Origin of the sequence: Serratia sp. NPDC078593, from assembly GCF_050268245.1 — a bacterium.
Lineage (GTDB): Bacteria > Pseudomonadota > Gammaproteobacteria > Enterobacterales > Enterobacteriaceae > JBNNGK01.
Window position 1 is genome coordinate 163,212 of record NZ_JBNNGK010000002.1, and the last position, 13,108, is coordinate 176,319.

Here is a 13,108-nt window from a genome sequence, read left to right on the forward strand (position 1 = left end):
CGACGGGCACTGATTACGTCAACATTGGCTGATGTCGTAGGGGTCAGGCATGCCTGATCTGCGGTTGATGATCACGCCGTCTTAGCGTTATACATTTAGCCTGCCCTTGCTCCAACCGTCAGTAGGAAACGACGGGCACTGATTACGTCAACATTTGCTGATGTCGTAGTGGTCAGGCATGCCTGACCTGAGGTTGATGATCACGCCGTCTGATGCCCTGAGAGTCGGCTTGACACACGGGGGGCGCTCCGTTGGCTAATACCACAACACTCCTATCGTCACGCCTTTCCAAATAACTGGTTTTATCAATATATTAAGGCGCTGTTGTTACAGCGATTTTTTATTCATGCGATTTAGATGTATCTAAATTAAGTTTTTTCTTGCTGATTTAGATATATCGATCTAAATTAGATATATCTAAAAATCAGTGAGAGGTTGATCTTATGTTTCATCGTTTTCGCTCCGAGCGTTGCCTGGCTCGACAAGAGGCTTTGGCTGAGGGGCACTGCCAACATCGCCGTCATCATCATCGTGCCGGGCGCCATCACAGCGGCGGTCGTGGGCGTGGCAGCAAGTTGCATCGTTTGTTTGAACATGGCGATTTGCGCATGGTGCTGTTGGCGTTGGTTGAACGCAAACCGAGCCACGGTTATGAGTTGATCAAAGCGATCGAAGAGGCGTCTTCCGGTCTATACGTGCCAAGCCCAGGGGTTATTTACCCGACCCTGACGCTGCTGGAAGAGCAGGATTTTCTCGTGGCTACCACTACGGGGAATGGGCGTAAAAGTTACCAAATTACCGAACTGGGTAAGGCAGAATTGGTGCAACATCAACCTGCCGTTGACGTGATTTTTGCCCGCTTGGCCGATGTTAGCCGCCGCCGTGAGGGTAATTTGGCCGAAGGCATTGCCGATACGATGCGCCGATTGAAATGTGTACTGCGCGGTAACATGATGCGCGCCGATCTGACGCAACAGCAAGTTGAGCGAATTAATCAGGCGTTACTGACCGCCGTGGAAAGCATTGAGACCGAAGTGGCGCAGGCTGAACAATCTGAGGAGCTGAATTGATGCTAGGACATCGTTTTCGCATAACCGTGGAAGCCCTGAGCGACCGTCAAGGTGAGCCGGTAGAAAAAACGCCTTTGGTGTTTGAAGTTGAAAATCACGACGATATTCTTGCCATTGTTGAACGGATTCAGGGGCGTGAAGACTTGGCTTTCGGGGCAGAGAACAGCGCGGCGTTCGCCGTTGGCTTGAAGTTATTTTCTGAAGTGATGATTGAACATCGCAAACACCCGGTGTTTACGCCCCTGCGTGAAGCGTTTAAAGCGTTCATGGTCGGTTTGAAGAAAGGCCCGACAAACGCGTCGTGAGGGGCTGAGAGTGATAGCCGATACCGTTACGGCATAAAACGATAGCCGACACCGGTTTCGGTCAGTAAATGTTTTGGCCGTGCCGGATCGGCCTCCAGTTTCTGACGCAAATGCCCCATATAGATGCGCAGATAATGGTTGTGTTCGACGTAATTTGGCCCCCAGACGTGGCTCAGTAATTGACGTTGGGTTATCACCTTACCGGCATTGGCTAACAGCTCTGACAGCAAGCGAAATTCAATCGGCGTTAAGTGTACATCTTCGCCATTGCTTAGAACTCGTCGATTAATCAGGTCAACGGTAATGTGCGAGAAGCTCACTAACGGGCTTTCTTGTTGGTTGCTGGCATGCCGACGCAGCGCCACCCGCACACGCGCCAGCAGCTCACCGATACCAAAGGGTTTGCTGAGGTAGTCATCAGCACCGGCATCCAGTGCTGATACTTTATCTTCTTCGGCAATACGCGCCGACAATACGATGACCGGAATGGCGCTCCATTGGCGTAGATCGCGGATGAAACTTAACCCATTGCCATCCGGCAAGCCTAAATCGAGGATAATTAAATCCGGTTTACGGGTGCCGGCTTCGATCAGCCCACGTTGCAGCGTTTCGCTTTCAAAGACCCGTAACCCTTCGCTTTCCAGTGCGGTGCGCACAAAACGCCGGATTTCTTTTTCGTCTTCAACGATCAATATATTGATTGGCGTTATGGTCACGAGTCTCTTTGTCTCCGTTGGTTATCGCTAAATCAAAAGATTCGCTGTCTATTTCCGGCATTTTTTCCAGCGGAAGCAGGAAGTTAAAACTGGCGCCTCCGTGGGGGCGGTTTTCTACCCAAATTCGGCCGCCGTGAACTTCAATAATGGCACGGCAAATCGCTAAGCCTAAACCGACGCCGGGGATGGCAGACTCTTTATTTCCCCGGGCAAATTTATCAAAAATAAGCTGCTTTTGCGCCAAGGGAATACCGGGGCCGTTATCCCAGACCTCAACCTCTAACCAATCTGGCAAGGTACGGGCACGAATACCAATGATAGCATCGTGGCCGGCATATTTATTGGCATTTTCCAATAGGTTAGTGAATACGCGTTCGAGCAAACTCCCATCACAGTTGATCAAGACCATCTCATTGGGTAATTCAACCTTGATGTCATGTTGGCTGAGTAGGGGCTCCAGCATGTGCAGTGATGCACCGACAATCTCTTCCAATGATTGCCACTCTTTACGTAGGTTGAAACCGCCAGACTGAATACGCGCCATATCTAATAGATTGTTAACCAGACGCGTGGTACTCAGCACGTGTTGACGGATTTGACCGGCTTGATGAGCGTGTTTGGAACCTTCCGTCGCCAGATCAAGCGTGAGAATTTCAGCTTGACCAAACAGGACGGTGAGCGGCGTACGTAAGTCATGGGACAGTGCGGCTAACAGCGAATTGCGAAGCTGTTCTCGCTCGATGTCCAGTTTGGCTTCGGCTGCGCTACGCGCCAGTTGCAAACGCTCTAGCGCACTGGCGATCAGCACGGTAAATGTTTGTAGCAACCGTTGTTGCTCCGGCACCATCAACTGCCGCACGTTGTTCGGTTCGATGGCCAACAGGCCGTAGGTCTGTTGCGAGGTGGTCAGCGGCAGCAATTGATACGGCACGCCGGGCAGCGTATCGGTTCCGGCTCCTGCCGGAAGGCCTTTGTCATAACTCCAACGGGCGATGGCCTCATCCACTGACAACAGACCGCCATCTTCGCCAGCCATTTGTTGCAATTGACCGTCATCCTGCGGCAGCAACAGTACGGTTTTCGCCTGGAAACTACGGGAAAGGAAATGGCGGCTGGTTTTGGCAATATCCCCAATGGTCAGGGATTGGCTCAAACCGCGAGATATTTCATACAGGTGACGCGCTCGTTGTTCGCGATAACGCGCTACCCGCGCCTGATAGCGCACGCCGGCGGTTAAGTTACCGACGGTAATGCCGACGATCAGCATCACCGCAAACGTCAGCAAATATTGCACGTCGCTGACGGCGAAGGACCAATGCGGTTGGACAAAGAATAAATCGAAACTGGCGACGTTGATTACGGCGGCCAGAACCGACGGCCAACGGCCGAAGAAGAGGGCCACGATCACCACGCCAAGTAAATAGACCATCACCAGATTTGCCTGATCAAAACCGGGCAGTAACCATTGGGTCAATAATGTTATAAGTGCACATAATGCGAAGGCGACGGCACAACCTTGCAATTGAATTCGCCATTTTTCAGTGAAGTGACGGCTGTCCGTTTCTTTGGCCGGCAGTGGCGCGCTTTCCTCTTCCAGCGCCACGATCACCAGATCGAGATCCGGGCCCAAATGCCCAAGACGGTCGGCAAAGCTACGGCGGAATTTCCAACGTTGTTCACCCCGTCGGCCAATAATGATTTTGCCCAGATTATGCTCGCGGGCATAACGGAGAATTGCACGTTCTTCGCAAGGATCAGACAGTGTGGCGGTTTCCGCCCCCAATTCTTGCGCCAGCCGCAGCGCCCGCAAAATCGCCCGGCGCTGGTTTTCCGGTAGACGATGCAGTTTCGGCGTTTCGACATACACCGCGTGCCAGAGGCAGCCAAGACGTGCCGCTAGGCGGGCGGCAATGCGAACTAGCTTTTCGTTGCCATGGTTATGACCGACGCACAGTAAAATACTGTCGCGGGTGTGCCAGACTTTTTCACGCCCCTGCGTATCGCGAAAAGCACGCATTTGATCATCAACCCGATCGGCTGTGCGACGCAGCGCTAACTCACGCAATGCGATCAGATTCCCCTTGCGAAAGAAGTGTTCGATAGCGCGTTCGGCTTGGCCTGGAATGTAGACCTTCCCCTCGTTCAGCCGCTGACGCAGATCGTCTGGTGGCAGATCCACCAGTACCACTTCGCTCGCCTCGTCAAAGATGCGATCGGGTACGGTTTCGCGCACCCGAATGCCGGTGACGCTGCCGACCACATCGTTCAAACTTTCCAAGTGTTGTACGTTGACCGTGGTCAATACGTCGATACCGGCATCCAACAGCTCGGTGACGTCTTGCCAACGCTTGGGATGGCGTGAGCCGTGCGCATTGCTGTGCGCCAGTTCGTCCATCAGGATCAGGGCGGGGTGGCGTGCCAACGCGGCATCGAGATCGAATTCGTGCACCGTGCGGCCACGGTGTTGGATGCGCTTTTGCGGTAGCACGGCTAAATCGTTCAACAACGCTGCGGTTTCGCTACGGCCATGCGTTTCGACTACGCCAACCAGCACATCCAAGCCTTGTGCTCGCAGGCGTTGTGCCTCTTGCAGCATGGCGTAGGTTTTGCCCACCCCGGCACAGGCACCAAAAAACACTTTCAGTCGGCCGCGCGTCTTTTCATTGGCGACAGCCAGCAGGCTGTCTGGATCGGGGCGCTGTTGTTCATCAACCATTTTGGATCCTTGTCACTCAACGCAAAACGGGCCCGGCGCACCGAACCCTTGAAGCTATCGCTTAACCTGCTGTTACTTTAGCGCATCTAGCGCCATATTCAGCTTCAACACGTTGACGACTGATTCGCCCATAAAACTCGGCGTGGCGAGATCGATATTTTTATCGATCAATGCCGCCACCTGCGCGGATGATAAATGTCGCGCTGCGGCTACGCGAGCCAATTGATAGTGCGCCGCCGCAATGGAAATGTGCGGATCGAGCCCGCTGGCAGAGGCGGTGAGCAGATCGACCGGAATCGGCCCGTGCATGGCTGGGTTTGCCTGCCGTAATTGCGCGGCGCGTTCAGCAATGGTTTGGTTTAACGCCGGATTGGAGGTTGCCAGGTTGCTACCGCCAGAGGCAGCGGCATTATAAGCCGAGTCAGCAGTAGCAGAAGGGCGGCCCCAAAAATATTTAGGTTGAGTGAAGTTTTGGCCGATTAGCGCAGATCCAACGACGTTATTATCTTGATACATCAGTGAGCCATTGGCTTGTTTAGCAAACAACAACTGCGCCAGCCCAGTGGTCAACAACGGATAAGCCATACCGGTAATCAGTGACAGCAAAAGCAATATCACCAGCGAAGGACGTAAATAAGACATCAGCATTTCCTCTCAAATTTAACCGGCAATGTGCAATGCCATGAGCAGCAGATCAATCAGCTTGATACCGACAAAGGGCACTAACAGCCCGCCCATACCATATAACCAGAGATTACGGCGCAACAGTGCAGCGGCACTCAGCGCTTTATAACTGACACCTTTCAATGCCAATGGGATCAAAAAGACGATCGCCAGCGCGTTGAAAATAACCGCGGACATAATGGCCGAGGACGGGGAATGCAGATGCATGACGTTCAGCGCATTAAGCTGCGGGTAGGTGGCAGCAAATGCCGCGGGAATAATCGCGAAGTATTTCGCCACATCGTTGGCGATACTAAACGTGGTGAGTGAGCCGCGGGTCATCAGCATCTGTTTACCAATGTGCACCACTTCGATCAGCTTGGTTGGGTTGGAGTCTAAATCGACCATATTACCCGCTTCTTTGGCGGCTTGGGTGCCGGAGTTCATCGCCACCGCCACATCGGCCTGAGCCAGCGCGGGGGCATCATTGGTTCCGTCGCCCGTCATGGCCACCAGCCGGCCTTCAGCCTGATATTGGCGAATCAACGCCAGTTTGGCTTCCGGCGTTGCCTCTGCCAGAAAATCATCTACCCCGGCTTCGGCGGCGATGGCGGCGGCAGTCAGCCGATTGTCGCCGGTAATCATCACCGTTTTAATCCCCATTTTACGCAGTTCGGCGAAGCGCTCTTTGATACCCCCTTTGACGATATCTTTCAGCGCCACCACCCCCAGCACGCGCGGCCCTTCGGCGACGACCAGCGGTGTACCGCCGGTGCGCGCCACGCTTTCTACCAGCGCATCCACGGCGGTTGGAAAGTGGCCGTGATTCGATTCGACATGACGGCGGATGGCATCCACCGCACCTTTACGAATCATGCGGTCTTGAACATTGACGCCACTCATGCGGGTTTGAGCCGAAAATGGCACAAACGTTGCGTTTAAGGTCTGTAAATCACGCTCTCGCAGGTTAAAGCGTTGCTTTGCCAGTACCACAATGCTGCGGCCTTCCGGCGTTTCATCCGCCAGCGATGACAATTGTGCTGCGTCAGCTAATTCCTGTTCTTTTACCCCAGGCGCGGGCAAAAACTCCGATGCCTGACGATTACCGAGGGTAATCGTACCGGTTTTATCCAGTAACAAGACGTCGACGTCGCCAGCGGCCTCAACGGCGCGACCGCTGGTAGCAATGACATTGGCACCGAGCATACGGCTCATACCGGCCACGCCGATGGCGGAAAGCAGCCCGCCGATGGTGGTGGGGATCAGGCAGACCAACAGCGCGACCAGAACGGTAAGGGTGATGGCGCTACCGCTGCCCGCCGCGTCTACGCTGTACTGTGAAAAGGGCAGTAGGGTCGCGGTTGCCAGTACGAATACGATGGTCAGTGCCACCAGTAAAATGGTCAGTGCCACTTCGTTTGGGGTTTTACGACGTTTCGCGCCTTCCACCATCGCGATCATGCGATCCAAGAAGGTTTCTCCTGGATTGACGCTACACTGCACCACTAGCCAGTCGGACAGCACGCGGGTGCCCCCAGTGACGGAGGAAAAGTCGCCGCCGGACTCACGAATGACCGGCGCCGATTCGCCGGTAATGGCGCTTTCATCCACTGAGGCTCCGCCTTCCAGCACTTCGCCGTCGCAAGGGATGGTGTCGCCCGCTTCGACCAGCACGATATCGCCTTTGCGCAGGCTCTCTGCCGAGACTTTCTCGCTGGTGGCTTGGCGTTTCGCGGCGGTTAGTTTTTTCGCCCAGATGGTTTTCTTGGTTCCTTTCAGGCTTTCCGCCTGCGCTTTACTACGGCCTTCGGCTAACGCTTCGGCAACGTTAGCGAACAGGACGGTAAACCATAGCCACAGCGCGATACTGCCGGTAAAGGCGGTATCGCCGACGCTTTGTCCCGCCAGCATGCTCAGCCAGATAGCGGTGGTCAGGATGCTGCCGAGGTATACCACGAACATCACCGGGTTGCGCCATTGAACGCGCGGATCCAGTTTTTTCAACGCATCAAGCATTGCGGTACGCATCAGCGCGGGGTCAAACAGCGCACGTTGTTTGCGAGTCATCGTTTTCTTCTCTCTTTATGACGTCGGTTAGTTTGCCAACCAAAGTTGCAAATGTTCGGCCACTGGGCCTAGCGCCAACGCGGGAACGAAGGTCAACGCACCGATCAGCAATACAGTGCCAATTAATAGACCGATAAACAGTGGCCCGGTGGTTGGAAGCGTGCCATTACCTGCCGGCTGACGTTTCTTCGCGATCAGTGAGCCAGCAATTGCCAGCACCGGCAAAATGACGCCGAAACGACCAACAAACATCACGAATGCCAACAACAGGTTGTAGAACGGGGTATTGACACTGAGCCCACCGAAGGCGCTGCCATTGTTATTGGCCGCAGAGGAAAGGGCATACAGCACTTCACTGAAACCGTGAGCGCCCGGGTTGAGAATGCCCGCGCGACCGGCGTCGGTACCGATGGCCAGCGCGCTACCCAGCAATACCAGAGTGGGCGTGACCAAAATCGCCAGCGCAGTCATCTTCATGTCATACACGTCAATCTTCTTACCGAGATATTCCGGCGTACGTCCGATCATCAGCCCGGCGATAAATACCGTCAGCAATACGAATAACAACATGCCGTACAAGCCGGAGCCGACGCCGCCGAAGATCACTTCACCTATCTGCATGAGCCAAAGCGGTATCATGCCGCCTAGCGCGGTGAATGAGTCGTGCATGGCATTGACTGCGCCACACGAAGCCGCCGTGGTCACGACTGAAAACAGGCTACTGGCGAGAATACCGAAGCGCGATTCTTTACCTTCCATATTCATATCGCTGGCGCTGCCTAATGCGCTTAGGTTCGGGTTACCAGCCAGTTCAGCGTTCATCACCACCGCAACTGCGACGACGAAAATCAGCCCCATAGCCCAGATCAACGCATGGCCTTGACGGTTATCGCCAGCCACCTGCCCAAAGGCAAAGCACAAGGCGCATGGGATCAGAAAGATCGCCAGCATCTGCACAAAGTTACTCATCACCGTCGGGTTTTCGAAGGGGTGTGAGGAATTGGCACCAAAAAAGCCCCCACCATTGGTACCGAGCATTTTGATCGCTTCCTGTGAAGCGACTGGCCCCATCGGCAGCGTTTGTTGCGCACCTTCGAGCGTGCTTATGTGCAGATAAGGCGACAGATTTTGCAAAACCCCTTGGCTGACAAAAAATAGGGCAATAATCAATGAAATGGGCAACAGCACATACAGCGTGATGCGCAGAATATCCATCCAGGCATTGCCTATTGTGCTGCTCGAACGGCGTGTAAAGGCACGAATCAACGCAAATGCCACGGCAATACCGGTTGCAGCCGACAAGAAGTTTTGCACGGTTAACCCAGCCATTTGGCTGAGATAACTCAATGTGCTTTCACCGCTATAAGCCTGCCAATTGGTATTGGTCGCAAAGCTGACGGCAGTGTTCAGTGCCAAATGCCATGACAGCCCAGGCAAGCCTTGTGGGTTGAGCGGTAACGAGCCTTGCCCCATCAGCAATGCCAACAGCAGTGCGATCCCCAATAGGTTGAATACCACGATAGCTATTGCATAGTGCCACCCATTCATTTCTGCGCGATCAGCGCCAGCACAACGCCACACTCCGGCTTCAAATTGGCGCAATATTGGCATGGGCTCACCTTCAATCAGGCGTGCTAAAAATCCGCCTAACCCACGGGCGAGCACCAGTAATACCAGTAAGAAACTGGCAATTAATAATAAGGCCGAAGCAGCCATCAGAATTCCTCCGCGTTAAACAGGGCGTAAATCAGATAGCTCAACAGCAACAGGACTAACAGCGCACTTGCAATAACGCTGAGACTCACGGGACACCTCCACAGGTGTAAGTTTGTGTTAGCGGAAGTGTAAGGAGGGCAGTAGAAAGAAGATGATAAAAAGAGTCGGGTCGGTGTAAAAAAAAGATAAAAATAACGGGGTTAGCCCGCGGAAATATCGCACGGCATGGAATGCAGATAAAAACCACACAGTAACCCATGTTTAGTTAATAATTAACCATGCTGTAACAAAATTTCATTACAATAAAAAAATTAGCGATTTTTTGTGCAATTTAGTGGTCGGATGAGTGGTAAACTTTCAAACAATGCGCTAAAATTTTGCACAGTTTCCAAATCATCTTATTTTTTTTTGCGCTGCGCCGTTCCTGACGGTTGTATTCAATGGCCAGCGTTAGGCTTATCCAAAATAATTGCTATCGCTTCAAGGCGGTAAGCGTGTAAATCTTGGCGCTGGAACACGCAGTGACGGGATGGACAAGTGAGCCGAGGCGGCAGCAAATATGGAGGACATTTTAGGAGGTTCGCATGAACATGTACCACGCTTACCCATTACATCGGATTCTCCTGCGTCGTAGCGCAGTCATTGTTGCTGGTGTGCTGGCATTACCGGTGATGATCTTCCGATCCGATCGTGCACGTTTCTACAGCTATCTTCACCGGGTCTGGTCTAAAACCAGCGACAAGCCGGTGTGGCTGCAACAAGCTGAATTAGCGTCCTGCGATTTTTACTAAGCTACGCTGATTTCATCGGTTATTTTCGCGCTTTGCGCTTTGCGCTGTGCCGTTTCGATCACTTGCCAAACTCAGGCGGTGGGCTGCGCCAACGGCACGCATTCCTTGTTTGTGCATGACGCGATGAGTCTTTTTGTCTCGCCTAAAAGCGCCGATCATGGCGCTTTTTCCTTTGTTTCTGCCCCATTGCGTTGTTCGTCGCCTTTTATGGCGGTAACGCTGTGCGCACCTCGCTGATTGCTAATCCCACATCTACGGCGCTGATCATGGCTTAACGCCAAGGTAAAATAACGTTTGCGGCTTTGCGGGCAATCTACGGCCGTACCTCAAAAATAACGTTGTATGCCGCTCTGGCTTAACGGAGCAACATGACGCTTTTCGCCGCTTTCATTCGCCTGTTTTTTATGGCATTGATCGCTGACAGGTCGTATTAAGCCTCCAATTATTCTACACTTTTACTGTCAGCCATAAGATGGGGAGCGAATAATGAGTGATAAAATTCCGGTTGGGATCAGCGCTTGCCTGTTAGGGGGCGCGGTACGTTTTGATGGCGGGCATAAACGGTTGGCATTTGCCGTGGAACAATTAGCGCCGTTCGTTCAGTTTGAAGCGATTTGCCCTGAAATGGCGATCGGTTTACCCGCGCCGCGCCCGGCGCTTCGGTTGATAAAAAAGGATCAGCGCATTGCGTTATGCAACAGCAATGACAGTTCTGTGGATGTGACTGATAAAATGCAGCAATTTTCCGCCGAGCGTGTGGCCACGTTGCAGCATCTGTGCGGTTACATCGTGTGTTCGAAATCGCCTAGCTGCGGCATGGAGCGCGTCAGAGTGTACAGTGAGAACGGTGACGGCGCGCGCAAAAGTGGCGTTGGGCTGTTTACGGCGGAACTGATGCGCCAAATGCCGTGGTTGCCGGTAGAGGAAGATGGGCGCCTGAATGATGCGGAATTGCGAGAGAACTTTGTCGGACGTGTGTACACGCTTTATGAGCTCAATATGCTGTGGCGTAAAGGGTTGACGCGCGGCGGTCTGATTGCTTTCCATAGTCGTTATAAACTGTTGCTATTAGCGCATTCTCAGGCTGAATATCGTGAGCTGGGGCGCTTTGTGGCGGGTATCGACAAGTGGCAATCGTTAGAGGCTTTTGCTCAGGAATACCGTAACCGTTTGATGTCACTGTTGGCGCATAAAGCCACACGGCGTAACCACACTAACGTATTGATGCATGTACAAGGGTATTTTCGCCGACAGCTTAGCCCCGCGCAGCGGCAGGAACTGGCGCAGTTAATCGATCGCTATCGCCAAGGGGTGCAGCCGTTGCTGGCACCGATCACCCTGTTAAAACACTATATGGCAGAGTACCCCGATAGCTACCTGGCACAACAACGTTATTTTGAACCTTACCCGGAAGCGCTGCGACTGCGTTACGGCCACTGATCGCTGATTAAGCCATGATCGTGCTCATTGGCGTTGAGTGCGCCGACAACCCAGCGCGTAACAAGACGAACAACAACATCGCCTGCGGGGAATTAGCGTGATAACCGCCGCAGGTATTAGCGGGCTAAGCTCGAGTTGTCTACCGCGATAGGCGTGAATTAAGGAAAGAGTATGACCACTCATTTGGTCTGGTTGCGTAACGATCTACGTATCACCGATAACCAAGCGTTGCATGCCGCCTGCCGCGATCCGCAGGCCAAAGTGATGGCGGTGTTTATCGCCACGCCGCAGCAATGGCAGCAACATCACATGGCGCCGCGCCAGGCGGCGTTTATCCATGCCACATTATTGCCACTGCAACAGGCGCTGGCTGCGCGCGGGATCGCGCTGACGGTCCACCAATGTGCTGATTTTTCCGCGTCCGTTGATTGGTTAGCCGATTTTTGCCAGCGCGCGGGTGTCGATGCGCTGTTTTATAATCGCCAGTATGAGATAAATGAACAACAGCGCGATCGGCAACTGACGCAGCGTTTGTCAGCGTCAATCACCTGCCACGCGTTTGATGACAGCCTGTTACTGCCACCCGGTAGCGTACAAACCGGCAGTGGTGAAATGTACAAGGTCTATACACCGTTTCGTAAGGCGTTTATTCAACGTCTGACAGAAAGTGATATCCGGAGTCTGCCCGCCCCTGCCGTTCGTGAGCATGGTCCTGTGGAACTGACTGAATTGCCGACCCGATTTGATTACCCGGCGGCGGATATTGGTGATGCTTTCCCGGTCGGTGAAGAGGCTGCATTGCGCCGGTTACGCCATTTTTGCCGTGAGCAGGTACAGGATTATCATCAACAACGTGATTTCCCCGCGATTGATGGCACCAGTTGCCTGTCGCCGTATTTAGCGATTGGCGCGCTGTCACCGCGCCAATGTGTGAATCGTCTACGCGCAGAATGCCCTGATCTATTGGAAAACCCCGATGGTGGCGCATTTTGCTGGTTAAATGAACTGATTTGGCGCGAGTTTTATCGCCACTTGATGGTGGCCAATCCTGCATTGTGTCGGCACCGTCCGTTTATTGACTGGACGGATAAGGTAGCTTGGCGTACCGATAGCGAAGCGTTATTGGCCTGGCAACAAGGGCGAACCGGTTATCCGATTGTTGATGCCGCGATGCGGCAATTGAATCAAACCGGCTGGATGCATAACCGCTTGCGCATGATCAGTGCCAGTTTTTTGGTTAAGGATTTACTGATCGACTGGCGCGTGGGCGAGCAATATTTCATGTCGCAACTGTTGGACGGCGATCTGGCCGCTAACAACGGCGGCTGGCAGTGGGCGGCTTCTACCGGTACGGATGCAGCGCCGTATTTTCGTATCTTTAACCCAACGACCCAAAGCAAACGCTTTGATCCACAAGGCACATTTATCCGTAAGTGGTTACCCGAGTTGGCGGATGTACCGGACAATGAACTTCACCACCCCCACCGTTGGGCGGAAAAACAGCAACGCGTGATGGATTACCCCTTGCCGATTGTCGATCACCAGCAGGCTAGGCTTGCCACACTGGCAGCCTTCGAAGCGGCGAAACGCGGGGCGTGTTAACGCGACAGCAAGGAGCAAACTT

Annotated in this window: 11 protein-coding genes; 5 read left to right on the plus strand and 6 right to left on the minus strand. The window is 53.4% G+C overall.

Annotation, left to right across the window (positions count from 1 at the left end):
• Positions 1-443: 443 nt before the first annotated feature.
• Positions 444-1,070 carry a PadR family transcriptional regulator gene (locus ACQKDS_RS02815; protein WP_399665533.1) on the plus strand — a complete coding sequence of 209 codons (627 nt, stop codon included), beginning with the start codon at positions 444-446 and terminating at the stop codon, positions 1,068-1,070.
• Entirely contained in the window at positions 1,070-1,375 is a 306-nt protein-coding gene (locus ACQKDS_RS02820) for a DUF3861 domain-containing protein (protein ID WP_399665536.1), read from the plus strand. The genes ACQKDS_RS02815 and ACQKDS_RS02820 overlap by 1 nt, the downstream gene beginning before the upstream one ends.
• A 26-nt stretch (positions 1,376-1,401) precedes the next feature.
• Here ACQKDS_RS02820 and kdpE read toward each other — a convergent pair whose 3' ends face one another.
• The 6 genes from kdpE to ACQKDS_RS02850 form a co-directional block, all read right to left on the minus strand.
• On the minus strand, positions 1,402-2,091 hold the full coding sequence (kdpE, locus tag ACQKDS_RS02825; protein WP_399665539.1) for a two-component system response regulator KdpE: 690 nt from the start codon (positions 2,089-2,091) through the stop codon (positions 1,402-1,404).
• Entirely contained in the window at positions 2,057-4,807 is a 2,751-nt protein-coding gene (gene kdpD / locus ACQKDS_RS02830; protein ID WP_399665542.1) for a two-component system sensor histidine kinase KdpD, read from the minus strand. The genes kdpE and kdpD overlap by 35 nt, the downstream gene beginning before the upstream one ends.
• Before the next feature lie 72 nt (positions 4,808-4,879).
• Complete coding sequence (gene kdpC, locus ACQKDS_RS02835) at positions 4,880-5,449, minus strand: potassium-transporting ATPase subunit KdpC (RefSeq protein WP_399665544.1); 570 nt, start codon at positions 5,447-5,449, stop codon at positions 4,880-4,882.
• 18 nt (positions 5,450-5,467) lie between these two features.
• Positions 5,468-7,537, minus strand: a complete 2,070-nt coding sequence (kdpB, locus tag ACQKDS_RS02840; RefSeq protein WP_399665547.1) for a potassium-transporting ATPase subunit KdpB — start codon at positions 7,535-7,537, stop codon at positions 5,468-5,470.
• Positions 7,538-7,564: 27 nt separating this feature from the next.
• The gene (kdpA, locus tag ACQKDS_RS02845) at positions 7,565-9,253 is read right to left on the minus strand and encodes a potassium-transporting ATPase subunit KdpA (protein WP_399665550.1); all 1,689 of its coding nucleotides are present in this window, start codon (positions 9,251-9,253) and stop codon (positions 7,565-7,567) included.
• Complete coding sequence (locus ACQKDS_RS02850; protein WP_427622494.1) at positions 9,253-9,342, minus strand: K(+)-transporting ATPase subunit F; 90 nt, start codon at positions 9,340-9,342, stop codon at positions 9,253-9,255. Before ACQKDS_RS02850 ends, kdpA begins: the two co-directional genes overlap by 1 nt.
• Before the next feature lie 495 nt (positions 9,343-9,837).
• On the opposite strand from ACQKDS_RS02850, the gene ACQKDS_RS02855 reads away from it, so the two are divergent.
• The 3 genes from ACQKDS_RS02855 (at position 9,838) to phrB (ending at position 13,086) form a co-directional block, all read left to right on the plus strand.
• Positions 9,838-10,044, plus strand: a complete 207-nt coding sequence (locus ACQKDS_RS02855; protein WP_399665553.1) for a YbfA family protein — start codon at positions 9,838-9,840, stop codon at positions 10,042-10,044.
• 486 nt (positions 10,045-10,530) lie between these two features.
• A complete protein-coding gene (locus tag ACQKDS_RS02860) occupies positions 10,531-11,484 on the plus strand; it encodes a YbgA family protein (RefSeq protein ID WP_399665556.1) in 954 nt (317 codons plus the stop codon).
• Between the two features lie 171 nt (positions 11,485-11,655).
• Positions 11,656-13,086, plus strand: coding sequence for a deoxyribodipyrimidine photo-lyase (gene phrB, locus ACQKDS_RS02865; RefSeq protein ID WP_399665559.1), 1,431 nt, complete (start codon positions 11,656-11,658; stop codon positions 13,084-13,086).
• Positions 13,087-13,108: the final 22 nt, after the last annotated feature.